We start from the raw sequence: 25,393 nt of genomic DNA on the forward strand, positions 1-25,393 counted from the left end.
CGCCACGGCCTTGCGCTGCGGCGGGCTTTTTATTGCGCGGGGTTCTGGTTCGAATCGCAGGCAATAAAAAAGCCGACCCAAGAATGGATCGGCTTGATAACAATCCCGCGGGATTATTACTTGCGGCTAGCTTTTTCAAGCATACGCAGAGCGCGCTCGTTAGCTTCGTCAGCAGTCTGTTGTGCTTTTTGAGCAGCAGCCAGAGCTTCATCAGCTTTACGGTAGGCTTCGTCTGCACGGGCCTGGGAGCGAGCTGCTGCGTCTTCAGTTGCAGTCAGACGAGCTTCGGTTTCTTTGGAGACGCTGCTGCAACCGGTAGCCAGAACTGCGGCCAGAGCCAGAGCAGAGAATTTCAGAACGTTGTTCATCGTGTTCCCCTTCAAGGACTTTCTATTAAATGGCTACTTTCTCAGAGTGAGCTAATAGCCGGCGTACATACTACCCATTACTTGTAGTAAGTAAACTGACGTAGCGCAAGAAGCAAAAAAAATTCTTGTGCCGAATCTATTTTGGCTAATCTTTTGGACATTCGTATAAAAACCGTACAGTTTTTTGCAGTCTGACGGAGATTGGATCCAGGCTGAGAGGGCCGGCCCGCATGTGTTAAGCCTTGTAAATAGATGAAATTTTATATATCGAGGCTGACACTTTCGTTTGGCTGGCCTTTACCACGCCCCGCATCTTTTGTGCATGTAGAGGTGACTTTAAGAGCGTCTGTTCGTCTCAAGGTTCAACTGCCGGCAATGTTCAGGCCTTGGATCACCGGTTGATCGAGGCCCTTTCTATATCCGCCAGCGGCAGGGATGACGGGTACGCCTTGAGCAATTACAGGATTGGTGCCTACTATTCCCTACGTGCTGGTTGTGAGCGCTCAAGGTTTTCTCGTTGTCGAAACCGGCACGGGGTGGCGTAGATGTTCCTTCGCCGGAAAAACATCGGTAAGGTAGGGGTCAGAATCCAAGACCCGCGAGGAGTAGTGATGAGCGAGGCGTTGTCCATCCACCATGACCAGGCTGGTCATCAGTTCGAGACCAATGTGGACGGTCATCGTGCCTATCTGACCTATATGGACCTCGGGAAGCAGACCCTGGACATCTATCGGACCTTCGTGCCCAACGCACTGCGCGGCCGTGGCATTGCAGCTGCGTTGACCGAGGAAGCGTTGAAGTTTGCCGAAGAGCAAGGCTACACGGTGATCCCGTCGTGCTCCTATGTCGAACGCTACATGGAGCGCCACCAGCGTCATGCCGCGAAGCTATAACGCACACCATAAAACGCAGCATGAAAAACGCCGGGCTCAGCCCGGCGTTTTTGTGTGCGCACACTTCAGATACAGGTTCAGCTGCGTTTGCGTTTCGGCAATACGTCCTTGAGCTTGGCGTGCATGCTGCGCAGGGTGTTCTCGGTGGCGGACCAGTCGATGCAGGCATCGGTGATCGACACGCCGTACTGCAAGTCGGCCAGGTCCTTTGGAATCGCCTGGCAGCCCCAGTTCAGGTGGCTCTCGACCATCAGGCCGATAATCGACTGGTTGCCTTCGAGGATCTGGTTGGCAACGTTTTCCATTACCAGCGGCTGCAGGGCCGGGTCCTTGTTGGAGTTGGCGTGGCTGCAGTCGACCATGATGTTTGGCTTGATCCTGGCCTTGTTCAGCGCCTGCTCGCAGAGCGCAACGCTGACCGAATCATAGTTGGGCTTGCCATTGCCGCCGCGCAACACCACGTGACCGTAGGCATTGCCCTTGGTGGTGACGATGGAGACGCCGCCTTCCTGGTTGATACCCAGGAAACGGTGAGGGCTGGAGACCGATTGCAGCGCGTTGATCGCCACGGTCAGGCCGCCGTCGGTGCCATTCTTGAAGCCTACGGCCGAAGACAAGCCGGATGCCATTTCGCGGTGGGTCTGCGACTCGGTGGTGCGCGCGCCGATGGCCGACCAGCTGATCAGGTCCTGCAGGTACTGCGGGGAGATCGGGTCGAGGGCTTCGGTGGCGGTGGGCAGGCCCATTTCGGCCAGGTCCAGCAGCAATTTACGACCGATGTGCAAACCGTCCTGGATCTTGAACGAGTCGTCCAGGTACGGGTCGTTGATCAAGCCTTTCCAGCCCACGGTGGTACGCGGTTTCTCGAAATACACGCGCATCACCAGGTACAAGGTGTCGGACACTTCCGCCGCCAGCACTTTGAGGCGTTCGGCGTATTCGTGGGCAGCCTTGAGGTCGTGGATCGAGCATGGCCCGATCACGACGAAGAGGCGGTGGTCGGTGCCATCGAGAATGTTACGGATGACTTCGCGGCCTTTGGTGACGGTCTGCAGGGCAGCGTCGCTCAGAGGGATTTCGCGCTTGAGCTGATCGGGTGTGATCAGGGTCTCGTTGGATTCGACGTTTAGGTCATTGATCGGTAAATCAGCCATCGTGTTACTCGCCAGGGTCACGGGTGCCGGCCGCCAGCCATCCCCGTGCGGCGGGCACAGCATGATTTGAATGCAGGGGGGAGGAACCTTAGCGCGTAACACGGGCCCGCGACAATGGGCAAAGCCCGCTTTAATCCAGCGCTGGCCGCACAAACGTCTCATGGGCGAACTCGCCGGCGTGGCGCGCCACCCACTCACGGGCCAGGGCTTCGAGTTGCTGCGGGGTCGGCTCGGCATCTTCGTGCTGGCGGCAGTAGCGCTCTATCCGGCATGCTTGCTCACCCATTCGCGCCCCGAACAACGCATGCTCATCGGTAAACGAAATGCCCACGCGGTAGCCGTTTTCCACCTTGCGACACCACGCCACATACCCCGGATAGCGGGCCGTGGCGCCCAGGGAGGGAATGTGCAGGTCAACGGCCGTGCCCTGGCGCCATGCGCGGGGCCAATTGCAGGCAACGCCGCCCAGGCCGATAGTGTGCAGGCGTTGGCGGGGGACGGCAGGAGAGGGGCGTTGGATTAACTCGACAGCGACATCATCAGGGTGAGGTAAAAAACGACCCATGTACACGGACTCCGAGCACCGTCCAGTTGACGGCGGTGGCAGCAGTATAGTGAAGGAACTGGAATTGACCGACCTGGATATTGACCAGCAATTGCTGGGATTGCCAGGTATTTCGCTGGTGGTGTTCACCAGCGTGGGGTGTTCCAGTTGCCGTTGGGCGCGCCAGCAGTTGCCGGGCTGGCGTTTGCCGGTGGACCGCGTGTGCTGGGTGGATGCCGGGCACAATGGCGGTGCGGTCGAACGCTACCAGATCTTTCATTTGCCGGCGTTGTTCGTGGTGTGCGAGGGTCAGTTCCTCGGGCAAATACAGACACGTCTTACGCTTTCTGACCTGACCGAAACCATTGACCAAGCACTTAGCCGCACTCCGGAGGAACTGCCATGACAGTACAGTCGCCACGTATCGGCATTATCGGCACCGGCGCCATTGGTGGCTTCTATGGAGTGATGCTGGCACGTGCTGGCTTCGACGTGCACTTCCTGCTGCGCAGCGAATATGCAGCGGTCAGCGAGCACGGCCTGCGCGTCAATAGCAGCGTGCATGGCAACTTGCACCTGCACCCGGTGCAAGCCTACGCCCGTGCTGCCGACATGCCGCCGTGCGATTGGTTGCTGGTGGGCACCAAGTCCACCGGCAATGTCGAGCTGGCCCCGACCCTCGCCCAGGTCGCGGCGCCGGACGCCAAAGTGGTGTTGCTGCAAAACGGCCTGGATGTCGAAGACAGTCTGCGTGAACACCTGCCGCCATCCCTGCATCTACTGGGCGGGCTGTGCTACATCGGCGTACACCGCTCCGCGCCTGGCGTTGTCGAGCATCAGGCGTTGGGCCGGGTCAACCTGGGCTACCACAGCGGCACGGCCGCCAACGATGAGGCCCGCCAGAAGGCTATTGTCGAAGCCGGTGCCGCGTTGTTTCATAAGGCCGGCATCGAGTCCCAGGCCATGGCCAATGTGCATCAGGCCCGCTGGCACAAGCTGGTGTGGAACGTACCTTACAATGGCCTCTCCGTACTGTTGGGAACTGGCACCACGGCAATGATGGCGGACGAATCCAGCCGTGAGCTGATCCAGGCGCTGATGGCCGAAGTGGTGCAGGGCGCCCATGCCTGCGGTCATGAAATCCCCGGCAGTTACGCCGAGCAGATGTTCGCCATGACGGAAACCATGGACGATTACCTGCCCAGCATGTACCACGACCATATACATAAACGCCCGCTGGAACTGGCGGCGATCTATGGGCGACCGCTCGCTGCCGCCAAGGCCGCGGGTTGCGAATTGCCACGAATGCAGGCGCTGTACCAGGCCTTGAGCTTTATTGATCGGCATAACCGCTGATTCGGGGGACGTACCATGGCAAAGGGATTGGGCGACAAACTGGTGCTGGCGATTTCCTCGCGGGCATTGTTCGACCTGAGTGACAGCCACAAGGTCTACCTGGCCCAAGGGGTGGAGGCCTACCGTAAATACCAGATCGAACACGAGGAAGAGATCCTCGAGCCCGGTGACGCCTTTCCGCTGGTCAAGAAGCTGCTGAGCCTCAATGCCAGTCTGGGCCGTGCTCGGGTCGAGGTGGTGCTGGTGTCGCGCAACAGTGCCGACACCGGCTTGCGCGTGTTCAATTCCATCCAGCATTACGGCCTGGATATTTCCCGCGCAGCCTTTGTCGGTGGGCGTAGTCCTTATCCTTATTTGGCGGCGTTTGGCTGTCACCTGTTTCTTTCCACCCATGCTGAAGATGTACGCAGCGCCCTCGATGCCGGCTTTGCCGCCGCGACGATTCTGTCGGGCGGTCCGCGCCGGGCGTCCAGCGAAGAGCTGCGGATCGCCTTCGACGGTGACGCGGTGCTGTTCTCCGATGAGTCGGAGCGCGTGTATCAGGCTGGCGGGCTGGAGGCGTTCCAGGCCAGCGAGCGCGAGTCGGCACGCCAGCCTTTGCACGGTGGCCCCTTCAAGGGTTTCTTGGCGGCACTCAACTTGTTGCAGCGTGAGTTTCCAGACGAGGCCTGTCCGATCCGCACAGCCTTGGTCACCGCCCGTTCGGCGCCTTCCCACGAGCGGGTGATCCGGACCTTGCGTGAGTGGGACATCCGCCTGGATGAGTCACTGTTTCTCGGCGGCCTGGAAAAGTCCGCCTTCCTGGAGGCGTTTGCCGCGGATGTGTTTTTCGATGACCAGGCCGGTCACTGTGAGAAAGCCAGGGAGGTGGTGGCCACCGGGCATGTGCCCCATGGCATCAGTAACGAGATGAGGATTCAGGCCGAGACCTAGGCGCGCTGCTAAGCTCATTCAATCTCCTCCATCCTGGCCGTCCGGGAGGTTTTATGATTCGTTCGATGCTGTACGCCACGGACCTTGGTCTGTACGCGCCGTATGTGATGCAACATGCACTGGCGCTGGCGCGAACGTTCAAGGCTGACCTGGATGTGATTCATGTGGTCGAGCCCATCGGGTTGTTCGCCGAATCGGTGTTGCAGAGCTACCTTGATGAGAAGGCCTTGAGTGAATGGCAGAGCCAGGGGCTGAGCACTGTCATGGCGACCATCGAGCAACGGGTGCTGGACAGTTTTCGCGAAGAATTGGGGGATGAGGGCCAGGATCTTGAACTGATTCGCTCGGTACGGGTGATTCAGGGCGACCCGTGCGAAGTGATACTCGAGCAGTTGCGCAAATTGTCCGTCGACCTGTTGATCGTCGGCAGCCACAGCCATGCCACGGCGGCCGCCACACCGCTTGGGCGCACCGCTGCACGGGTGCTGCAGTTGTCTAGCGTGCCGGTTTACCTGGTGCCTGCGTTACAGCGTCGACGCAGTGATGACGTGTGATGGGTAAGAAACGATAAAAAGTTCTAGATTTATCCGTCAAACCTTTAATATAGTTATATACCGTCGCTGATACCCGTGGCGTCTATCTGCTTTGAGGGACACATATGAAGCTTCAACAACTGCGCTACATCTGGGAAGTGGCGCACCACGACCTCAACGTTTCCGCTACCGCTCAAAGCCTTTACACCTCCCAACCCGGTATCAGCAAGCAGATCCGCCTGCTCGAAGACGAGCTGGGCGTCGAAGTGTTCGCGCGCAGCGGCAAGCACCTCACCCGTGTCACCCCGGCCGGTGAACGCATCATCACCACCGCCGGCGAGATCCTGCGCAAAGTCGAGAGCATCAAGCAGATCGCCCAGGAATTCTCCAACGAGAAGAAAGGCACCTTGTCGATTGCCACGACCCACACCCAGGCGCGTTACGCATTGCCGCCGGTGATCCGCGATTTCATCAAGCAATACCCGGACGTGGCGCTGCACATGCATCAAGGCTCGCCGATGCAGATCGCCGAGATGGCCGCTGACGGCACCGTCGACTTCGCCATCGCCACCGAAGCCCTGGAGCTGTTCGGTGACCTGGTGATGATGCCGTGCTACCGCTGGAACCGTTGTGTCGTCGTGCCCCAGGGCCACCCATTGGCCAAGTTGCCGAAGCTGACCCTGGAAGCCCTGGCCGAATACCCGATCGTCACCTACGTCTTCGGTTTCACCGGCCGCTCCAAGCTCGACGAAGCCTTCAGCCATCGTGGCCTGACGCCGAAAGTGGTGTTCACCGCCGCCGACGCCGACGTCATCAAGACCTATGTGCGCCTGGGCCTGGGCGTGGGCATCGTCGCCAAGATGGCCGTCGATACCAACCTCGATAAAGACCTGGTGGTGCTGGATGCCAGCGAGCTGTTCGAGTCCAGTGTGACCAAGATCGGCTTCCGCCGTGGCACCTTCCTGCGGGGCTTCATGTGCGACTTCATCGAGAAGTTCGCCCCGCACCTGACCCGCGAAGTCATGGCCAAGGCAATCCAGTGCCACAACAAGCAGGAACTGGAAGAGCTGTTCGACGGCGTGGAATTGCCCGTCCATTAAGGGGTTATTTGGCCTCGGTAACCGTAAAGTGTTGCCGGGCGCCTGCCACCAGAATCTCCACCTCATCACCTTCGAACTTGCCCAGCAGGCTTTTGCCCAAGGGTGAACGCGGGGTGATGACGGTCACCGGTTGCCCGACCACGTCCACCTTCAAACCCGCCGCATCCGGTGCCAGGAACAGCCACTGCTGGCGGCCGTTTTCGTCTTCCAGGCCCAGCAATGTGCCGACTTCTATGCCACGTTGATCATCGTACGCACGCAGTGGCAGGTTCTGGCACAGCGCCAGCGCCTGCTTGATTTCCTCGACGCGCCTGGCTTGCCCGGCTGCCAGGTAAGACGCCTCCAGCCCGAGGGTGTCGTATTTGTTTTCGGCGATATTTTCTTCGTGGGTCGCGGTTTCGTAGGCGGTCTGCGCGGCGCGCTGGGCGATGTCGAGGTCGACGGTGAGTTTTTCCAGGATCAGCTGGTGAACGGCGTGTTTATTCATGGTCATCAATCGCAGAATTGCAGGACATTGGCCCGGGTCTTTTCATTCGGTGCGTTCTGGTCCTGCTGCAGCCAGAACTGGCATTTGGGGTTGGACAGGTTGCGTGCGTTGTTGCGGGCCTGGTCCAAGGCTTGCTGTTGTTCCTGCTTCTGCAGGTTCTGTTGGTACTGCTCGAACATACGGTTCGGCGGCTCCGGCGCAACCGGTGCGGGTTTACCCAGTTGCTCAACGGCCTGGGCCACAGGCGCCAGGCTCTGCGGGAACAGATAGCGCGACGCCAGCCAGGTGGTCAGTGCAATGGCGATAAATCCCAGCCACACCCCCAGGGCAATGGCGAGCGTGAGCTTGGGCAGCGACAACGAGCGATCGGACATGATGGCCTCCTGGCAGGCATTAACGGCATGGCGGCGATTGTCGCACAGCCACTGTGCAGAATAATCGCGATCAAGCCTTCTGCATCGGCGCATTTATGCGGACAATCGAGCCTTTGAGCGTTGGAGCCCGGAATGAAAGCCCGCTGGGATATTTTTTGCAGCGTCGTCGATAACTATGGCGACATCGGCGTGACCTGGCGCCTGGCCCGGCAATTGGTGGCGGAGCAGGGCTGCGAGGTGCGCTTGTGGGTCGACGACCTGCGCGCCTTCGAGCGTATGTGCCCCGAGATTGATGTGCGTCTTGACCAGCAATGGCAAGAGGGTGTCGATGTGCGCCATTGGCCGGCCGTATGGTCGAGCGCACCGGCAGCCGATGTGGTGATCGCCGCCTTCGCCTGCCAGTTGCCGCCTGACTACATGGAAGCCATGGCCGTGCGTGAACGTACGCCGTTGTGGATGAACCTGGATTACCTCAGTGCCGAAGACTGGGTAGTGGGGTGTCATCGGTTGCCGTCGGTGAAGTTCAAGGGCGTGCAGAAGTACTTCTTTTTCCCAGGGTTCCGACCCGGTACGGGCGGGCTGTTACGCGAGGCCGGGTTGCTGGAACAGCGTCAGGCGTTTCAGCAGGATGCCGCTGCACAGCGGCAATTCCTGCAAGGCTTGGGTGTGTTTCCGGCACCGGGTGCGCGGCTGATCTCGTTGTTCGCCTACGAAAACGCCGGGCTGGCCAGTTGGCTGGATGCACTCTCGACCGACGGGCACACCACTCATCTCTTGGTGCCGGAAGGGCGCATCCTCGGTGATGTGCAGCATTGGCTCGGTGTCGAAAGCCTGGCGGTGGGGGACGTCCATCAACGCAACGCCCTGACCGTGCAGGTGCTGCCGTTTGTGCGCCAGGAGCAATATGACCGCCTGCTGTGGTGTTGCGACTTCAACGCCGTGCGCGGCGAAGACTCGTTCGTGCGCGCCCAATGGGCCGGGCGGCCGCTGCTGTGGCACATCTATCGTCAGGACGAAGACATCCACCTGGACAAGCTCGATGCCTTCCTGGACCTGTACACCGCCGCCCTGTCACCGGCCGCAAAGGCTGCCCTGGTCGAACTCTGGCAAGCCTGGAACACTGATGGCGATATGGCATACGCGTGGAAAATGCTGCTGCCGCACTGGCCTGAGTTAACTCAGCACGCGCAGACGTGGTGTCTGGAACAAGGCTTGCAGGCCGATCTTGCGACGGCGCTGGTACAGTTTTATGAAAGTTGGATATGATACGCGACCTTGATTTTTGTAATCCCATCCAAATTTCGGATATACGCAATGAAAACTGGTAAAGAACTGAAACCCGGTACAGTGATCCGTCTCGAAAACGACCCTTGGCTGGTTCAGAAAGCTGAGTTCACCAAGTCTGGTCGTAACAGCGCAATCATGAAGACCAAGCTGAAGAACCTGCTGACCGGTTACAAGACCGAGATCGTCTACAGCGCCGATGACAAACTGGACGACGTGATCCTCGACCGCAAGGAAGCGACCCTGTCCTTCATCAGCGGCGACACCTACACGTTCATGGACACCACCGACTACACCATGTACGAGCTGAACGCTGAAGATATCGAAGCTGTTCTGCCGTTCATCGAAGAAGGCATGGAAGACGTCTGCGAAGCTATTTTCTTCGAAGAGCGCCTGGTTTCCGTAGAGCTGCCGACCACTATCGTGCGTAAGGTTGCCTACACCGAAGGTTCCGCTCGCGGTGACACTTCGGGCAAAGTGATGAAGCCTGCCAAGCTGAGCAACGGTACCGAACTGCAAGTTGCCGATTTCATCGAAATCGACGACCTGATCGAGATCGACACCCGCGAAGGTGGTTCGTACAAAGGTCGCGCCAAGAAGTAATTCTGGCCCCGCCGATACGAAAAAAGCCCGACCTAGCGTCGGGCTTTTTCGTGGGCGCCGCTTTTTACTTCAGGTGCTGCTTCAGCTCGTCGGATGCCTGCAGCAAGGCCGAACGCACCGCTGGTACCTGGTTGACCACATTGAGCAAACCGTAGTCGTGGATCATGCCGTTATAGCGCACGGCTGTCACGGGAACCGCGGCCTGGTCCAGCTTGCGCGCATAGGCTTCGCCTTCGTCACGCAACACATCGGCACCGGCGGTCTGAATCAGCGCGGGCGGTAAGCCCTTGAGCTGATCCGTGGTCGCCCGCAGCGGCGAGGCGTAGATCTCGGCCCGCTGGTTGGCGTCGGTGGTGTAGTTGTCCCAGAACCACTTCATCATGTTCCTGGTGAGGAAGTGCCCTTCGGCGTACTGGTTGTAGGACGCCGTCTCGAAGTTGGCATCGGTCACCGGCCATAACAGCAGTTGGAACTTGATCGCAGGTGTGCCCTTGTCCTTGGCCATCAGGCTGACGACGGCTGCCATATTGCCGCCGACACTATTACCCGCGACCGCCAGGCGTTTGCCGTCGACGTTGATGTCCTTGCCATGCTCGGCGACCCACTTGGTTGCGCCGTAGGCCTGGTTGATCGCCACCGGATAGCGGGCTTCCGGTGAAGGTGTGTAGTTGACGAAGACCGCCACGGCCCCCGAACCCGCCACCAGATCGCGCACCAGGCGCTCGTGAGTCGGGTAATCCCCCAACACCCAGCCGCCGCCGTGGAAGAACATGAACACCGGCAATGTGCCCTTGACCCCGGCTGGCCGCACGATGGTCAGGTCCAGTGGCTGGCCATCGACCTGAATGGTCTTCTGGCTCACGTCCGCCTTGGGCAGGGTCAACTTCACACCGGCCTGGGCACCCGTCAGTACGGCACGGGCTTGCGTGGGTGTCAGTTGTTCCATCGGTTTGCCGGTGCCGGCGTTCAACACATCCAGGAAGGCCTGGGTAGTATGTTCAACGTCGCCATTGGCGGCAAACGCGTGAGTGACGGACAGGGCGAGCAGGCTGCCGGTCAGCACGTTGGCAAATGTGTTCATGTTCTTCTCCAGTGACAGCGGCAGTGGTTAGACGGTTACGTGCAGGCGCACTTCGACGTTGCCACGGGTGGCGTTGGAGTACGGGCAGACTTGGTGCGCAGCGTCGACCAGGCTTTGCGCATCGTCCTCGGCCAGGCCTGGCAGGCTGACGTGCAGGTCGATATCCAGGCCGAAACCGCCAGGGATCTGGCCGATGCCGACTTGGGCAGTGATCGAGGCATCATCCGGGATTTTGCGTTTGGTCTGGCTGGCGACGAATTTCAGGGCGCCGATAAAGCAGGCCGAGTAACCGGCGGCAAACAGTTGTTCCGGGTTGGTGGCCTGGCCGCCGGCGCCGCCCAATTCCTTGGGGGTGGAGAGTTTGACGTCGAGGATATTGTCGCTGGAAACAGCGCGACCATCACGGCCGCCGGTGGCGGTGGCTACTGCGGTATAGAGCGTTTGCATGGTGTCGTCCTCTTGGTTTTAGCACTAAAGTTTTGCGCGCTAAGTAGTTGGCGAGGTAAATGTATAGTGCTAATGTTTAGCGCGCAAGATAAATGTATAAATATTTTTCAGTCGCTGCAAACCAATGTGGGAGGGGGCTTGCTCCCGATAGCGGTGTTTCAGTCAAAAGATTCGTCGACTGATAAACCGTTATCGGGAGCAAGCCCCCTCCCACAGGTTGAGTGTTTTGCCGTGTTCAGATCGCGTTCTGCAGGTTGCCCCGCAACGCAAGCAAGTCAGCCTGCAGCTTGCGCAATTGGTCCAGCTCCAAACCGCTGGCGCCGAGAATGCACTGTGGAATACCCATGGCTCTTTCCTGCAAGGCACGCCCGGCGTCGGTCAGTTCCACCACCACCACGCGCTCATCTTCACGGCTGCGGGTGCGGCTGAGCAGGCCTTCGGCTTCCAGTCGCTTGAGCAGTGGCGTCAGGGAGCCCGGGTCGGTCAGCAGGCGGCTGCTGATTTCACCGACGGTCAAACCATCTTCTTCCCACAGCACCATCATGGCCAGATACTGCGGGTACGTCAGGCCGAGGGCTTGCAGCAGCGGTTTGTAGACCTTGGTCATCAGCAGCGACGTGGAGTGCAGGGCGAAACACAGTTGGTTGTCCAGCAACAGGGATTCGCACGGGGCGGGATTTTTGCTCATGGTGGTGCCTCAAAAAAGCGTGTCTGCCTGGAATCTAGCGGGCAAATCTTTAATGCGCCAGATAATTCTGTCCGGGTGGTCAGACCAGTCCGCTTTGCAGCGCCAGATCCCAAGGCGGCACGGGGCTGAATCGGGACTTGAGATATTCCAGCAGCAACCGGCTGCGCGCATTGGGCTGCTGTTCCAGGCGCAGTGCATAGATCCCGGTGGTCTCCGGGTTGGGCAGGCCGTCTTGGCAAAACAGTGGCAGTAACTCGCCGCGCACCAGGTACTCACTGGCCAGCCAGGTGGGGAGGTGGGCGATCCCCAGCCCGGCGAGAGCCCCCGATAACAGCGCTTCAGCGTTGTTGGCGCTCATGCGGATGCGCCGCGGGCGATGCGTTGCACGTCGCCCGTCCAACTCGAAGCGCCACGCGAACATCGGCGCCAGGCCGTCCCAGTCCAGGCCGTCATGCTCGCTCAATTCGTGAGGGTGGGCCGGGGTGCCACGGCTTTTCAGGTAGGCCGGACTGGCGCAGGCGATGCGCACGATACTGGCCAGGGGCGTGGCGATCAGCCGGGTATCGACGATATGCCCGGCGCGCAGCACCAGGTCGACCTTGCCCAAGTGCGCGCCCTGCATATCGACAAAGCTGTCAATCAGATGCAGGTGCACATCCAGCCCCGGGTACACATTCAGAAAGTCGGCGATCACGGGCGCCAGATGCCGTCGCCCAAATGCTGCCGGTGCGTCCACGCGGATCAAGCCCTCGGGTGCATGGCTCAAGGAGACCGCTTCCGCCCGCGCCAGTTGCAGCTCGCTGACAATCCGTCGTGCCCGCTCGGCGAAGGCCAGGCCCGCCGGGGTCGGCACCACCGCGTGAGTGCTGCGCTGGAACAGGCGGCTGCCCACGGAGCTTTCCAGGCTGTCGATGCGCCGCGCCACCGCCGAGGGCGTCAGCGGATGGCGACGGGCTGCGGCGGAAAAGCTGCCGGTTTCCAGTACATCGAGAAACAGGCTCAGTTGATCGGTCAGTGTGTTGGGATTCATCGATACGCGCTTATGCGAGATTGGCATAGCCATTGTGCGTTGCTGTGCGTTTCCGCGCCAGGGTCGACTGCGTAGCATGCAGGGCCTGGGAATGTGGAGTAGCGAGCGGTGTTGGATTTAGCGGTGTATCTGGTATTGGGCGTGGCCCTCGGCACGGTGGGTGGCCTGTTTGGTATTGGCGGTGGGCTGATTGCGATCCCGGTCCTCGGCGTATGGTTCGGCCTGGACCAACAACTTGCCCAAGGCACGGCGCTGGTGATGGTGGTGCCGAACGTGATGCTGGCCCTGTGGCGTTACCACCAGCGCAATCGCATCGAACTGCGCCACGCCCTGCCGTTGGGCATCATGGGCTTCAGCTTTGCCTGGCTCGGCTCGATCTGGGCCGTGGGGCTGGACGCAGGCGCCATGCGCATCGGCTTTATCGTGTTCCTGCTGACACTCTCGGCTTACAACCTGCTGCGCATGTTCACGCGCAATGCACCGCCGACGGCACACATGCGTTATTCCTGGCCCTGGCTTGGCGTGTTGGGCGCGGCGTCCGGTTCCATGGGCGGTTTGTTCGGAGTGGGCGGCGCGGTGGTGGCCACGCCGGTACTCACCAGTGTGTTCGGCACCACCCAGGTGGTCGCCCAGGGCTTGTCCCTGGCCTTGGCCCTGCCCAGTACCGGGGTGACGCTGGTCACCTATGCCTGGCACCACGAAGTGGACTGGCTGATCGGCATCCCCCTGGCCGTCGGTGGCCTGCTCAGTATCAGTTGGGGCGTGAAAGTCGCCCACGCCCTGCCGGAAAGGCTGTTGCGCGGCCTGTTCTGCGGCTTCCTGGTGCTGTGCGCGGTCATGCTGACCTTTAAAGTCTGAAGCCTTCGAGGATGTACTCGGCCAGGCAATCGGTGATCGGTGAGGTCATCAGGGGGTTACGCAGCAAACGCAGGTTCATTGACGGCAAGGGCGGTAACCCTTCCTCGCTGCCGAGTATGCGCAGGTCTGCAGTCACCAGGCTTTCCATGCTGACCATGGCCGCCAAGCCAGCGCTGACGACTGCCTGGATCGCCGCCCCATTGGTGCTGTGATAGGCGAGGCGATAACTGCGCTCGACCGAATCCAGTGCCCCCAGGGCCCACTGGGTGTAAAGGCAGTCAGCACCGGAAATCGCCAGGGGCAGGGCGTCGTGTTCGTCTACGCAAAAGCACGGTGCTGCGGCCCATACCATGCGTTCGGAACGCAACAGTTCCCCGACATCATTCCCGGGCTCTCGGCTGATCACGGTCAGGGCCAGGTCCCGGCGATGCATCAGTACCGTGGACGCCTCGCAGTGCATCTCAATCTGGATCAGCGGGTATGCCTTGGAAAACCGCTGGAGAATCCCCGGCAGGAAGCGCATCACGTAGTCATCCGGTGTACCGATGCGTACCAGCCCCACCATATGCGGCTCGCGCAGGGTGTTGAACACTTCGCTGTGCAATTTCAAGATGCGCCGCGCATAGCCCAGCAGCACTTGGCCCTCGGGGGTAAGCCGCACTTGCCGGCCATCGCGCTCGAACAGTTTGCGCTGCAACACGTCTTCTTCCAGGCGCTTCATCTGCATGCTCACCGCCGATTGGGTGCGGTTGACCCGTTCACCGGCGCGGGTGAAACCGCCCTGGTCGGCGATGGCGACGAAGGTGCGCAGCACTTCAGTGTCGATGCTCGGGTAGTCGGACAATTGATCAATCTCCGAGATGTATTTCATAAGAAACATTCGTTGGATTGATCATAAGGCCAGGCTCACACTCGTGTCATCCCCATTGGAGGGCGAGAAGATGAAAGGTCAAAGAGGCTTTGTGTTGATGGCAAAACGTCCGTTTTCCGGGCTGTTTCACAGGATTGCCCGTTGGCAGGCGCTGCATGGGGAGCGTCAGGTCCTGGCCAGCTTGAGCGATGATGCGCTCAAGGACATCGGGCTCAATCGCGGCGACGTTGAGCAGGATCGCCATCTGCATTTCTGGCAAGACCCGCTGCGAAAATGACCCCGGATGCAGTAGGGTGGTTGGCGAGCCCACATGGAGAACCTCATGGCCGCCGACCTGTCTTTTTCCCTCAAGCACGCTCGGCGCATGGCGCTGGCGGCCCAGGGATTTTCCGGGCGCCAGGCGCCCGTACTGATAAAAGCTGCGCACATCAACCGCGTGATCGAGCGCTTGGGCGTGTTGCAGATTGACTCGGTCAATGCGCTGGTGCGCTCTCATTACTTGCCGCTGTTTTCCCGCCTGGGCGGTTACTCGCCGTTGATGCTTGAACAGGCGGCCTGGAGCCAGGGCCGGCGGCGTTCGCTGTTTGAGTATTGGGGGCACGAGGCCTCGTTGCTGCCGATGGCGTTGTATCCCTTGATGCGTTGGCGTATGGAGCGGGCGCAGCAGGGACGGGGCATCTATTCGCAGATGGCGCGCTTCGGTCGTGAGCAACAGGCCACGATCCAGCGTGTTTTGCAGACTGTCGAACAGCAGGGCGCGCTGGGCGCGGGCAGTTTGTCGACCCGCGAAGAGCGAGCCGGTCCCTGGTGGGACTGGAGCGATGAAAAGCATGCGCTGGAGTGGCTGTTCGCCGCCGGCCTGGTGACCGTTGCCGGCAGGCGTGGCTTCGAGCGGCTCTATGACTTGCCCGAACGCGTCATCCCTGGCGATATCCTCCAGCAGGCGCCGTTGACCGAGGCCGAGGCCCAGCGTGGCCTGTTGCTGCACAGCGCCACCGCCCTGGGTGTAGGCACCGAAAAAGACCTGCGCGACTACTTCCGCCTTGACCCCGCCGACAGTCGCAGTCGCCTGGCGGAGTTGGTCGAGGACGGGCAATTGCAGGTGTGCAAGGTGCAAGGCTGGAAGCAGGCAGCATACTGCCTGCCCGAGCCCAAAGTGCCACGCAAGGTGTCGGCCAGCGCACTGCTGTCGCCCTTCGACTCGCTGGTCTGGGAGCGCAGCCGCACCGAGCGCCTGTTCGATTTCCGCTACCGCCTGGAGATCTACACCCCGCAACACAAACGGGTGTACGGCTACTACGTGCTGCCGTTTTTGCACAACGAGCGGATCGCTGCACGTATCGACCTGCGGGCCGAGCGCGCCAACGGGCGCCTGGCCGTGCATGGGGTGCACGAAGAGGAGCCGGGGCTGGATGATGAGGGGATGCAGGCGCTGGCCCTGAACCTGCGGCAAATGGCCGACTGGCTGGGGCTGGAACAGGTGCAGCTCAATTGCCAGCGGCCGAGTGCCGACCGGTTGCGGTTAGCCATGCTGCACGTGTAGGAGGAAGGTACTTGCGTGGCGAGCGGGCTTGCCACAACAAGCCCTATTTTCCAAACGTCTGCTAGCGTTTGACCTGCTTCAACGTTTCGGCAATCAGGAACGCCAACTCCAGCGACTGATCGGCGTTCATCCTTGGGTCGCAGTGGGTGTGGTAACGGTCCGACAAGCCATCTTCGGTGATCGGCCGCGCGCCGCCGATGCACTCGGTGACGTTCTGCCCGGTCATCTCGATATGAATCCCGCCGGCATAGGTGCCCTCGGCCTGGTGCACCTGGAAGAACTCCTTGACCTCGCCGAGGATCTGCGCAAAGTCGCGGGTCTTGTAGCCGCTGCTGGCCTTGATGGTGTTGCCGTGCATCGGATCGGAGCTCCACAGCACCTGCTTGCCTTCGCGCTGCACCGCGCGAATCAGCTTGGGCAGGTGGTCGCCGACTTTGCCTGCGCCCATGCGCGCGATCAGGTTGAGGCGGCCGGGGTCGTTGTCGGGGTTGAGGATGTCGATCAGGCGGATCAGGTCGTCCGGGTTCATGCTCGGGCCGACCTTCACGCCGATTGGGTTGTTCACCCCGCGCAGGAATTCGACATGGGCGCCATCCAACTGACGGGTGCGGTCGCCGATCCACAGCATGTGGGCCGAGCAGTCGTAGTAGTCGTTGGTCAGGCTGTCGCGGCGCACGAAGGCTTGTTCGTAGTTGAGCAGCAGCGCTTCATGGGCGGTGAAAAAGCTGGTTTCGCGCAACTGTGGCGAGCTGTCCATGCCGCAGGCGCGCATGAAGGCCAGGGTTTCGTCGATGCGGTCGGCCAACTGGCTGTATTTTTCCGCGAGGGCGGAGTTGGCGATAAAGTCCAGGTTCCACTTGTGCACCTGGTGCAGGTCGGCAAAACCGCCCTGGGCAAAGGCGCGCAGCAGGTTGAGGGTGGCGGTGGACTGGTGGTAGGACTGCAGCAGGCGGTCCGGGTCCGGCACGCGGCTTTTTTCGTCGAAACCGATGCCGTTGACGATGTCGCCACGGTAGGCGGGCAGGGTGATGCCGTCGAGGGTCTCATCGTTGGCCGAGCGCGGCTTGGCGAACTGGCCGGCCATGCGCCCGACTTTCACCACCGGGCAGCCGGCAGCGAAGGTCATCACGATGGCCATCTGCAGCAGCACCTTGAAGGTGTCGCGGATTTTTGCGGCGGAGAACTCTGCAAAGCTCTCGGCGCAGTCGCCACCTTGCAGCAGGAACGCGCGACCCTGGGTCACCTCGGCAAACTGACGGCGCAACTCGCGGGCTTCCCCGGCAAACACCAGCGGCGGATAGCTGGCCAGGCTCTGCTCCACTTGCAACAAGTGCGCAGCGTCCGGGTACTGGGGTTGTTGCTGGATTGGCAGGGCGCGCCAGCTGTCGGGGCTCCAGGGTTGGCTCATCATGAACTCGATTGGGTGGTTGACGGTCGGGCGCCAATGTTATCAGCAATTAGTGCGTGACCTGTTGCCGCCGGTTGGCCGACAATCGCGCCTTTGCCGTGGGGTAGACCCTTTAGGAGTAGTGATGAGCGAGGAGCGTGTCGAGCGCCTGCTGGCCGAAGTCCATGATGATTTCGGCATGATTCGTGTACTCGAGGTGGCCGATTACCGGTTTCTCGAGTTTGGCGACGCCATCGAGCAAAGCTGCGTGTTCACCGCTGACCCGAGCTGGCTGGAGTACGACTACACCCGCGCGATGCTGATCGGCGCGTTGTGCCATGAGCAGCCGGAGAGCGCACTGTTCCTCGGCCTGGGAGCTGGCACCTTGACCCAGGCGTGCCTCAAGTTCCTGCCGCTGGAGGATGTCGAAGCCATCGAGCTGCGCCCCGATGTGCCGCGCCTGGCCATCGAATACCTGGGGCTGGATGATGATCCGCGCCTGTATATCCGCATCGGCGACGCCTTGGAACTGTTGGAGAGCGCTGAATCGGCGGACCTGATTTTCGTCGACCTCTACACGGATGTCGGTCCCGGCGTCGGACACCTGGCCTGGACCTTCCTGGAAAACTGCCAGAAGAAACTCAACCCCGGCGGTTGGCTGGTGATCAACCAGTGGGCGACCGATGATGGCAAACCCTTGGGCGCGGCGCTGCTGCGTGGTTTGTACCACCGGCATTATTGGGAACTGCCGGTGAAGGAGGGCAATGTGATCCTGTTGGTGCCTTCGGAGCTGGACCAGGCTCTGGATCTGGATGCGCTTTCTACTCGGGCTGAGTTGTTGGCGCCGCGTCTGGGCTATTCGTTGCAGCCGTTGATCAAGGCGATTCGTCCGGCTACATAAGCTAGATGCCCTTGAACACCCCCGGCCGTTTCTCGACCATCGCCCGCACGCCTTCCTTGGCATCCTCGCTGTTCAGCAATTTATCCACCATCGGCGGCAGCGCGGCGGCGGCAACGGTTTCGCCTTCCATGTGTGCCAGGCGGGCCGACATCAAGGTGGCCTGGACGCCAAGCGGCGCCTGGCGCGCGATGCGGCTGGCGAGTTCGATGGCACGGGGCAGCAGGTCTTCACTGGCCATGACTTCCTGCACCAGGCCCAGGCGCAGGGCTTCGTGGGCGTCGAACTCATCGCCGGTGAGCAGCCAGCGCATGGCGTTGCCCCAGCCGGCGATCTGATGAAAGCGCAATGTCGCGCCTCCAAACGGAAAAATCCCACGTTGCACTTCCATCTGCGCAAAGCGGGTATTGCTCGCGCACAGGTTGATATCCGCCGCGAGCATCAACTCGATACCGATGGTCAGGCAGTAGCCCTGGGCCGCGACGATCACCGGTTTGCTGACCCTGGGGCCGGCGAAAACGCCCCAGGGATCGCAACCGCCCAGGGGCGGTTGCCAGCCTCCAGCCATCACGGCGCTGACATTGGCCAGGTCCAGGCCCGCGGTGAAGTGGTCGCCGTGGGCAAATACTACGGCCACCCGTGCTTCGTCATTTCGATCAAATTCGCCATAAGCCAGGCTCAGCTCATTGAGCAAGTCCAGGTCAAAGGCGTTGCGCTTGGCGACCCGATCCAGGCCCAACAGCAGGACATGGCCCTGGAGTTCACGGCTGACGCGGCTGCTGCTGGCTTGATTCATCGGGTGTTCCCTCGGGCGCAATGAAGGGTTTCAGACCAAAGGGTCTCGATGCAAGGTGAACCGTTTAAGCGTTATGACCAGCAGGGCCGGGCCTTTGAAAAATAGACCCTGCCGCGCTTATCTGCAAAGACTGTGATGCAGCGCGGTTTATCGGCGCCTGGCGATAAAAAAAGCTCCCTTTTTCAGGTATTTCCGGTATAGTGCGCGCCGGCCTTTAACCGGGCCGCGTTTAGGTAGCGCAATTCCCCGAAGTCAGCTTCGGCTGCACGTCCGCACAGCGGACTCTCCCTTGACGAATCTTTTTCATTCATTCGTTTTCGCAAATCCCCGCCGACAAAGCAGCCAGGGCGACTCTTGAGTCTCAACACGGCATGCGCAGCTTTGGAGCATGGGTCTTTGCGGATGCACTTAGAGGCAGACCCATGACCCAGGAAACCGGCGGCTTCGCCGCTTTTAATCTTAACCCGAACATTCTCGCTGCCGTCATCGCGACCGGCTACGAAGAACCTTCGGCGATTCAGCAGCAATCGATCCCGATCATCATGGCCGGCCAGGACATGATTGGCCAGGCGCAAACCGGTACCGGTAAAACCGCCGCGTTCGCCCTGCCTATCCTGCACTGCATCGATCCTGCCAAGCGCGAGCCGCAAGCCCTGATCCTGGCGCCAACGCGTGAGTTGGCGCTGCAAGTAGCAACCGCTTTTGAAACCTACGCCAAGCAAATGCCAGGCGTTACCGTTGTTGCCGTCTACGGCGGCGCGCCGATGGGCCCGCAACTAAAAGCCATCCGTAATGGCGCTCAGATCGTCGTGGCCACCCCGGGCCGTCTGTGCGACCACCTGCGTCGCGACGAAAAAGTCCTGTCGACCGTGAACCACCTGGTTCTGGACGAAGCCGACGAAATGTTGAAGCTGGGCTTCATGGATGACCTGGAAGTCATCTTCAAGGCACTGCCACCGACCCGTCAGACCGTCCTGTTCTCGGCTACCCTGCCACAGTCGATCCGTGCCATTGCCGAACGCCATCTGCGCGATCCGCAACACGTGAAGATCCAGACCAAGACTCAGACCGTTACCGCGATCGAACAGGCTCACCTGTTGGTTCACGCTGACCAGAAGACCTCGGCTGTATTGAGCCTGCTGGAAGTCGAAGACTTCGACGCCCTGATCATGTTCGTGCGTACCAAGCAAGCGACCCTGGACCTGGCCAGTGCCCTGGAAGCCAAAGGCTACAAAGCCGCTGCGCTGAACGGTGACATTGCCCAGAACCAACGTGAGCGCGTGATCGACTCCCTCAAGGATGGCCGCCTGGACATCGTTGTGGCGACCGACGTAGCGGCCCGTGGTCTCGACGTTCCGCGTATCACCCACGTGTTCAACGTTGACATGCCTTACGATCCGGAATCCTACGTTCACCGTATCGGCCGTACCGGCCGTGCCGGTCGCGAAGGTCGTGCACTGCTGCTGGTGACGCCACGTGAGCGCCGCATGCTGCAAGTGATCGAGCGTGTAACCGGTCAGAAAGTCGCCGAAGTCCGCCTGCCGGATGCCCAGGCCGTTCTCGATGCCCGCATCAAGAAACTGACCAACAGCCTGTCGCCCCTGGTGGCTGACGCTGAATCGACCCACGGCGACCTGCTGGACCGCCTGACCGCCGATATCGGTTGCACCCCGCGTGCCCTGGCTGCAGCCCTGCTGCGCAAGGCTACCAACGGTCAGGCCCTGACCCTGGCAGCCATCGAGAAAGAGCGCCCACTGGTGCCAAACAACGCGCCACGCGGTGATCGTCCAGAACGTACCGGCGACCGTCCGGACCGTGGTGACCGTGAGCGTCGCGCTCCGGTTCCATTGGCTGAAGGCCGTGCCCGTTGCCGTACCGCGCTGGGCGCGCGGGATGGTATCGCTGCCAAGAACCTGCTGGGCGCTATCCTCAACGAGGGTGGCCTGGCACGTGAAGCCATCGGTCGCATCCAGGTCCGTGACAGCTTCTCCCTGGTGGAGCTGCCGGAAGACGGTCTGGAAAAACTGCTGGCCAAGCTGAAAGACACCCGCGTTGCCGGCAAGCAATTGAAGCTGCGTCGCTACCGCGAAGATTGATCCGCCCTCGGGCTGATTGATCGCACATAAAAAATCCCCGACTGGTTCGGGGATTTTTTTTGTCCGCGGTTAACCGAAGCGGTAGATGTCCATACCCAGCGCGCCCATGGTGAACCCCTGGTGTGCAACGCTGAAGTCACCCCCTGCGCCGCGCGCAAAGTACAGCGGCAACAAATGTTCGTCGCTGGGATGGCTGCGTACGGCGTGGGGTGCCTGGCGACGGTAATCATGCAAGGCCGCCTCGTCGTTGGCGGCGAGTGTCTCCACCATCCAGTCACGGAAGTCGCGTGCCCAAGGCTCGATACTCTCAGGTCCGGCCTGCCAGTTCAGCTCGCCCAGGTTATGGGTGATGCTGCCGGAGCCGATCAACAGCACGCCCTGTTCGCGCAAGCTGGCCAAGGCATGCCCGACGCGGGTTTGCAGGGCAGGGCCCATGTGACTGGGCAAGGAGACTTGCACCACTGGGATATCCGCTGCCGGGTACATCAGCGAGAGCGGCACCCAGGTGCCATGGTCAAAAGGGCGGCGCTCATCGATTCGCGCATTCAAGCCGTCGGCATGAAGCAGTTCGACAATTTCGCCGGCCAATTGCGGGTCGCCCGGTGCCGGGTACTGCACGGCGAACAGCTCCCGGGGGAAACCGCCGAAGTCGTGCCAGGTCTCGGGCGCAGCACTGCCGCTGACCAGCAGTTCCTGGCTTTCCCAATGTGCCGACACCACCACAATTGCCTTCGGCCGTGGCAGTTCAGCGGCCAGGCGCTTCAGGGCGGGGCCGCTGGCGCCGGGTTGCAGGGCAAGCATGGGCGATCCGTGGGAGATAAACAGGCTGGGCAACATAAGGAAGGTCCTGAGGGTTAACATGGGCCCATCTTCAATCAGATCATTGATCTAAATCTAATATAAGTTTTAGCGGTTTTTGATCGAATTTTCGGAGGTGATTCCATGGAGCCCAAATTTTGGCAGGAGCGCTGGGCGCGCAATCAGATCGGCTTTCACCTGCCCGAGGTCAATCCTTACCTGTTGCGGTATTGGCCTGCGCTGGGCCTTGCCCAGGGCGCCAAGGTGCTGGTGCCGCTGTGTGGTAAAAGCCTGGACCTGATGTGGCTGGCCAGCAACGGCTATCACGTACTCGGCGTTGAACTGTCGGAGCAGGCCGTGGAAGCCTTTTTCGGCGAGCAGAACCTGAAGCCGCGCATCACTCGGCACGGCGTGTTCAAGGTGTACCAGGCTGATTTGATCGAAATATGGTGCGGCGATTTCTTTGCCTTGGACGCCGGGGCACTGGCTGACTGCACTGCGCTCTACGACCGTGCCGCACTGATCGCCCTGCCGCCGTTGATGCGTGCGCAGTACACCGAGCAGTTGAATAGCCTGCTGCGGCCAGGCTGCCAGGGGTTGCTGATCACCCTGGACTACGACCAGACGCAAAAAGCCGGCCCGCCCTTTGCGGTGCCGGATGATGAGGTGAAGGTACTGCTGGGTTTGCAGTGGAGCCTGGAGGTGCTCGAAGCCCAGGATATCCTGGGCGAGAGCTGGAAGTTCGTGCAGGACGGTGTTACGTGCCTTGAAGAGCGCGTTTATCGACTCATCAAGGTGTAAAACCCGCGCACAAAAAAAGGGGCGATCCAATCGCCCCTTTTGCATTACCGGGTATCAGCCCCGACGACGCAGCGCGTCGATACGCTCTTCCAGCGGCGGGTGGCTCATGAACATGCGAGCCAGGCCCTGCTTGACACCACCGTTGATGCCAAAGGCGGTCAGGCTGTCGGGCATATGCACCGGCAGGCCCTGTTCGGAGCGCAGGCGCTGCAGCGCACTGATCATTGCACTGGTGCCAGCCAGGCGCGCGCCGGCTTCGTCTGCACGGAACTCTCGTTTGCGCGAGAACCACATCACAATCGCGCTGGCCAGGAAGCCCAGTACCACTTCGGCAAAGATGGTCGCTACGAAGTAGGCGATCCCGCGGCCGCCTTCGTTCTTGAAGATCACCTTGTCGACAAAGTTGCCGATGATCCGCGCAAAGAACATCACGAAGGTGTTCACCACGCCCTGCACCAGCGCAAGGGTAATCATGTCGCCGTTGGCTACGTGGCCGATCTCGTGCGCGAGGACCGCCTTCACCTCATCGGGTGAAAAGCGCTCGAGCAGCCCTTGGCTGACCGCCACGAGGGCGTCGTTCTTGTTCCAGCCCGTCGCAAAGGCGTTGGCCTCGTAAGCAGGGAAAATCCCGACCTCGGGCATTTTTATACCTGCTTCCTGAGACAACTGCTCCACGGTCTGCATCAGCCATTGTTCATGGCGGGTGCGTGGTTGAGTGATGACCTGGGTGCTGGTGCTCATCTTCGCCATCCACTTGGAGATGAACAGCGAGAACAGCGAACCGGCAAAACCAAAGACCGCACAGAAAATCAGCAGCTGATTGAGGTTCAGATCAACCCCGTTGGCCGCCATGAACCCGTTGAAGCCAAAAAGGCTCAGGGTGATGCTGGCAATCAGCACGACCGCCAGGTTGGTGGCCAAGAACAGCAGGATGCGCATCATGGTTGTAGAGTTCTCCTCATGCTTAATATGTCGCGTACTGCGGGGTATATAAGGTGCGGCTTGGGGTGATTCAACCGAGCGACTATTTCAAACTGTGTCCTACAGCCTGAATGTAGAGCCTTGAAGGGATTTTCCGATGATGAATACTACCCGTGAAAAGCCACTTTTTGCCTTGCGGCCCCGTAACTACAGGGGCTTGTGGATGTAGAAACGCAAGTGCAGTACGGGGAAAGTGTATAGCCAGAGAAGTGTTGCCAGATAATCGCTGTACGACCGAATGCCGGTCGTACAGCGCCATGCCGGTTACTGGCGATAGGACTTGAGGAAGTTGCCGATACGGCCAATGGCCATGTCCAGGTCATCCACGCGCGGCAGGGTCACCACTCGGAAGTGATCCGGCCACGGCCAGTTGAACGCCGTGCCCTGGACCACCAGCAGCTTTTCCGAGAGCAGCAGGTCGAGCACGAACTTCTCGTCGTTGAGGATCGGGCAGACCTTCGGGTCGATCCTCGGGAAGGCGTACAGCGCGCCCATGGGCTTGACGCAGCTCACGCCCGGGATTGCATTGAGCAACTCCCAGGTGCGGTTGCGCTGTTCCAGCAGACGGCCCTGGGGCAGGACCAGGTCATTGATGCTCTGGTAGCCGCCGAGGGCGGTCTGGATTGCGTGCTGGCTCGGCACGTTGGCGCACAGGCGCATGTTGGCCAGCATGTCGATGCCTTCGATGTAGCTCTGGGCATTGTGCTTGGGCCCGGAAATCGCGATCCAGCCGGAGCGGAAGCCCGCTACGCGGTAGGACTTGGACAGGCCGTTGAAGGTCAGGCACAGCAGGTCCGGCGCCAGGGAAGCGGTGCAGATATGCACCGCATCGTCGTAGAGGATCTTGTCGTAGATCTCGTCGGAGAACACCACCAGGTTGTGCTGGCGTGCCAACTCGAGCATGCCCAGCAGCACTTCCCTGGAGTACACCGCACCGGTGGGGTTGTTCGGGTTGATGATCACCAGGGCCTTGGTGTTCGGTGTGATCTTGGCCTTGATGTCGGCCAGGTCCGGGAACCAGTCGGCGCCCTCGTCGCACAGGTAGTGCACCGGGTGGCCGCCGGCCAGGGTCACGGCGGCGGTCCACAGTGGGTAGTCGGGTGCTGGCACCAGCACTTCGTCGCCGTTGTTGAGCAGGGCCTGCATGGACATCACGATCAGCTCGGACACGCCATTACCCAGGTAGATGTCTTCGATGCCGACGCCTTCGACCTGCTTCTGCTGGTAGTACTGCATCACGGCCTTGCGCGCGCTGAACAGGCCCTTGGAGTCGCTGTAGCCCTGGGCGGTGGGCAGGTTGCGGATCACATCCTGGAGGATTTCATCCGGCGCTTCGAAACCAAAGGGCGCCGGGTTGCCGATGTTCAGCTTGAGGATGCGATGGCCTTCCTCTTCCAGGCGCTTGGCGTGCTTGAGCACCGGGCCGCGAATGTCGTAGCAGACGTTGGCGAGCTTGTTCGATTTGCTGACCTGCATGGCGATGTGATCC

At 60.7% G+C, this 25,393-nt stretch carries 29 protein-coding genes; 14 read left to right on the plus strand and 15 right to left on the minus strand.

Annotated elements, in window-relative coordinates; genetic code table 11:
• Positions 1–116: 116 nt before the first annotated feature.
• Positions 117–368: an outer membrane lipoprotei OprI gene (gene oprI / locus J3D60_RS30105; RefSeq protein ID WP_003172710.1), complete on the minus strand. Its 252-nt coding sequence runs from the start codon at positions 366–368 to the stop codon at positions 117–119.
• A gap of 611 nt (positions 369–979) precedes the next feature.
• Between oprI and J3D60_RS30110 the strand changes: the two genes are divergently transcribed.
• Complete coding sequence (locus J3D60_RS30110; RefSeq protein WP_027606976.1) at positions 980–1,261, plus strand: GNAT family N-acetyltransferase; 282 nt, start codon at positions 980–982, stop codon at positions 1,259–1,261.
• 77 nt (positions 1,262–1,338) lie between these two features.
• On the opposite strand, the gene J3D60_RS30115 is transcribed toward J3D60_RS30110, so the two are convergent.
• Both J3D60_RS30115 and J3D60_RS30120 read right to left on the minus strand, forming a co-directional pair.
• Positions 1,339–2,415 (minus strand): 3-deoxy-7-phosphoheptulonate synthase, encoded by a 1,077-nt coding sequence (locus tag J3D60_RS30115; RefSeq protein ID WP_065939982.1) that lies wholly within the window; start codon positions 2,413–2,415, stop codon positions 1,339–1,341.
• A gap of 130 nt (positions 2,416–2,545) precedes the next feature.
• Complete coding sequence (locus J3D60_RS30120; protein WP_065939981.1) at positions 2,546–2,980, minus strand: PilZ domain-containing protein; 435 nt, start codon at positions 2,978–2,980, stop codon at positions 2,546–2,548.
• Here J3D60_RS30120 and J3D60_RS30125 point away from each other — a divergent pair.
• From J3D60_RS30125 to cysB, 5 genes are all read left to right on the plus strand, one after another.
• Positions 2,979–3,365, plus strand: coding sequence for a co-chaperone YbbN (locus tag J3D60_RS30125; RefSeq protein ID WP_027606979.1), 387 nt, complete (start codon positions 2,979–2,981; stop codon positions 3,363–3,365). The genes J3D60_RS30120 and J3D60_RS30125 overlap by 2 nt on opposite strands.
• Positions 3,362–4,315: a putative 2-dehydropantoate 2-reductase gene (locus J3D60_RS30130; RefSeq protein ID WP_253493785.1), complete on the plus strand. Its 954-nt coding sequence runs from the start codon at positions 3,362–3,364 to the stop codon at positions 4,313–4,315. Before J3D60_RS30125 ends, J3D60_RS30130 begins: the two co-directional genes overlap by 4 nt.
• Positions 4,316–4,330: 15 nt before the next feature.
• On the plus strand, positions 4,331–5,248 hold the full coding sequence (locus J3D60_RS30135; RefSeq protein WP_065939979.1) for a 5'-nucleotidase: 918 nt from the start codon (positions 4,331–4,333) through the stop codon (positions 5,246–5,248).
• Positions 5,249–5,301: 53 nt separating this feature from the next.
• On the plus strand, positions 5,302–5,802 hold the full coding sequence (locus J3D60_RS30140; RefSeq protein WP_027606982.1) for a universal stress protein: 501 nt from the start codon (positions 5,302–5,304) through the stop codon (positions 5,800–5,802).
• A 104-nt stretch (positions 5,803–5,906) separates the two neighbouring features.
• Entirely contained in the window at positions 5,907–6,881 is a 975-nt protein-coding gene (gene cysB, locus J3D60_RS30145) for an HTH-type transcriptional regulator CysB (RefSeq protein WP_003189876.1), read from the plus strand.
• A gap of 4 nt (positions 6,882–6,885) precedes the next feature.
• Here cysB and J3D60_RS30150 read toward each other — a convergent pair whose 3' ends face one another.
• Together J3D60_RS30150 and J3D60_RS30155 are read right to left on the minus strand one after the other, a co-directional pair.
• Positions 6,886–7,368, minus strand: a complete 483-nt coding sequence (locus J3D60_RS30150) for a GreA/GreB family elongation factor (RefSeq protein ID WP_027606983.1) — start codon at positions 7,366–7,368, stop codon at positions 6,886–6,888.
• Between the two features lie 5 nt (positions 7,369–7,373).
• The gene (locus J3D60_RS30155) at positions 7,374–7,742 is read right to left on the minus strand and encodes a hypothetical protein (RefSeq protein WP_065939978.1); all 369 of its coding nucleotides are present in this window, start codon (positions 7,740–7,742) and stop codon (positions 7,374–7,376) included.
• A 132-nt stretch (positions 7,743–7,874) separates the two neighbouring features.
• On the opposite strand from J3D60_RS30155, the gene earP reads away from it, so the two are divergent.
• A complete protein-coding gene (gene earP, locus J3D60_RS30160) occupies positions 7,875–9,008 on the plus strand; it encodes an elongation factor P maturation arginine rhamnosyltransferase EarP (protein ID WP_253493786.1) in 1,134 nt (377 codons plus the stop codon).
• A gap of 48 nt (positions 9,009–9,056) precedes the next feature.
• Positions 9,057–9,629, plus strand: coding sequence for an elongation factor P (locus tag J3D60_RS30165; protein WP_003172723.1), 573 nt, complete (start codon positions 9,057–9,059; stop codon positions 9,627–9,629).
• A gap of 64 nt (positions 9,630–9,693) precedes the next feature.
• On the opposite strand, the gene J3D60_RS30170 is transcribed toward J3D60_RS30165, so the two are convergent.
• The 4 genes from J3D60_RS30170 to J3D60_RS30185 form a co-directional block, all read right to left on the minus strand.
• Positions 9,694–10,710, minus strand: a complete 1,017-nt coding sequence (locus J3D60_RS30170; RefSeq protein WP_253493787.1) for an alpha/beta hydrolase — start codon at positions 10,708–10,710, stop codon at positions 9,694–9,696.
• 27 nt (positions 10,711–10,737) lie between these two features.
• On the minus strand, positions 10,738–11,157 hold the full coding sequence (locus J3D60_RS30175) for an organic hydroperoxide resistance protein (protein ID WP_253493788.1): 420 nt from the start codon (positions 11,155–11,157) through the stop codon (positions 10,738–10,740).
• Between the two features lie 235 nt (positions 11,158–11,392).
• Positions 11,393–11,845, minus strand: coding sequence for a MarR family winged helix-turn-helix transcriptional regulator (locus J3D60_RS30180; protein WP_065939974.1), 453 nt, complete (start codon positions 11,843–11,845; stop codon positions 11,393–11,395).
• Positions 11,846–11,924: 79 nt separating this feature from the next.
• On the minus strand, positions 11,925–12,875 hold the full coding sequence (locus J3D60_RS30185) for a LysR family transcriptional regulator (RefSeq protein WP_115488072.1): 951 nt from the start codon (positions 12,873–12,875) through the stop codon (positions 11,925–11,927).
• A gap of 108 nt (positions 12,876–12,983) precedes the next feature.
• On the opposite strand from J3D60_RS30185, the gene J3D60_RS30190 reads away from it, so the two are divergent.
• Complete coding sequence (locus J3D60_RS30190) at positions 12,984–13,733, plus strand: sulfite exporter TauE/SafE family protein (protein ID WP_027606990.1); 750 nt, start codon at positions 12,984–12,986, stop codon at positions 13,731–13,733.
• Here J3D60_RS30190 and J3D60_RS30195 read toward each other — a convergent pair.
• A complete protein-coding gene (locus J3D60_RS30195) occupies positions 13,723–14,604 on the minus strand; it encodes a LysR family transcriptional regulator (protein WP_253493791.1) in 882 nt (293 codons plus the stop codon). The genes J3D60_RS30190 and J3D60_RS30195 overlap by 11 nt on opposite strands.
• Before the next feature lie 70 nt (positions 14,605–14,674).
• On the opposite strand from J3D60_RS30195, the gene J3D60_RS30200 reads away from it, so the two are divergent.
• Positions 14,675–14,881 (plus strand): DUF1127 domain-containing protein, encoded by a 207-nt coding sequence (locus J3D60_RS30200; RefSeq protein WP_065924439.1) that lies wholly within the window; start codon positions 14,675–14,677, stop codon positions 14,879–14,881.
• Between the two features lie 45 nt (positions 14,882–14,926).
• Positions 14,927–16,147 carry a winged helix-turn-helix domain-containing protein gene (locus tag J3D60_RS30205; protein ID WP_253493794.1) on the plus strand — a complete coding sequence of 407 codons (1,221 nt, stop codon included), beginning with the start codon at positions 14,927–14,929 and terminating at the stop codon, positions 16,145–16,147.
• Positions 16,148–16,208: 61 nt separating this feature from the next.
• Here the strand turns inward: J3D60_RS30205 and J3D60_RS30210 are convergent, their stop codons facing one another.
• Positions 16,209–17,555: a class II 3-deoxy-7-phosphoheptulonate synthase gene (locus J3D60_RS30210; RefSeq protein WP_027606994.1), complete on the minus strand. Its 1,347-nt coding sequence runs from the start codon at positions 17,553–17,555 to the stop codon at positions 16,209–16,211.
• 124 nt (positions 17,556–17,679) lie between these two features.
• Here J3D60_RS30210 and J3D60_RS30215 point away from each other — a divergent pair, with 124 nt between their 5' ends.
• The gene (locus tag J3D60_RS30215; RefSeq protein ID WP_065939972.1) at positions 17,680–18,435 is read left to right on the plus strand and encodes a spermidine synthase; all 756 of its coding nucleotides are present in this window, start codon (positions 17,680–17,682) and stop codon (positions 18,433–18,435) included.
• A gap of 1 nt (position 18,436) precedes the next feature.
• On the opposite strand, the gene J3D60_RS30220 is transcribed toward J3D60_RS30215, so the two are convergent.
• Positions 18,437–19,228 carry a crotonase/enoyl-CoA hydratase family protein gene (locus J3D60_RS30220; protein WP_065924442.1) on the minus strand — a complete coding sequence of 264 codons (792 nt, stop codon included), beginning with the start codon at positions 19,226–19,228 and terminating at the stop codon, positions 18,437–18,439.
• Between the two features lie 422 nt (positions 19,229–19,650).
• Here J3D60_RS30220 and J3D60_RS30225 point away from each other — a divergent pair, with 422 nt between their 5' ends.
• The gene (locus tag J3D60_RS30225) at positions 19,651–21,324 is read left to right on the plus strand and encodes a DEAD/DEAH box helicase (protein ID WP_017136163.1); all 1,674 of its coding nucleotides are present in this window, start codon (positions 19,651–19,653) and stop codon (positions 21,322–21,324) included.
• Between the two features lie 69 nt (positions 21,325–21,393).
• Here the strand turns inward: J3D60_RS30225 and J3D60_RS30230 are convergent, their stop codons facing one another.
• Positions 21,394–22,161, minus strand: coding sequence for a class III extradiol ring-cleavage dioxygenase (locus tag J3D60_RS30230; protein ID WP_065939971.1), 768 nt, complete (start codon positions 22,159–22,161; stop codon positions 21,394–21,396).
• A gap of 105 nt (positions 22,162–22,266) precedes the next feature.
• On the opposite strand from J3D60_RS30230, the gene J3D60_RS30235 reads away from it, so the two are divergent.
• Complete coding sequence (locus J3D60_RS30235; protein WP_253493796.1) at positions 22,267–22,923, plus strand: thiopurine S-methyltransferase; 657 nt, start codon at positions 22,267–22,269, stop codon at positions 22,921–22,923.
• A 54-nt stretch (positions 22,924–22,977) separates the two neighbouring features.
• On the opposite strand, the gene htpX is transcribed toward J3D60_RS30235, so the two are convergent.
• Together htpX and J3D60_RS30245 are read right to left on the minus strand one after the other, a co-directional pair.
• On the minus strand, positions 22,978–23,865 hold the full coding sequence (gene htpX / locus J3D60_RS30240; RefSeq protein WP_065939969.1) for a protease HtpX: 888 nt from the start codon (positions 23,863–23,865) through the stop codon (positions 22,978–22,980).
• 303 nt (positions 23,866–24,168) lie between these two features.
• On the minus strand, positions 24,169–25,380 hold the full coding sequence (locus J3D60_RS30245) for a pyridoxal phosphate-dependent aminotransferase (RefSeq protein WP_065939968.1): 1,212 nt from the start codon (positions 25,378–25,380) through the stop codon (positions 24,169–24,171).
• Between the last annotated feature and the right edge of the window lie 13 nt (positions 25,381–25,393).

Source organism: Pseudomonas sp. S3E17 (assembly GCF_024168685.1).
Lineage (GTDB): Bacteria > Pseudomonadota > Gammaproteobacteria > Pseudomonadales > Pseudomonadaceae > Aquipseudomonas > Aquipseudomonas marginalis.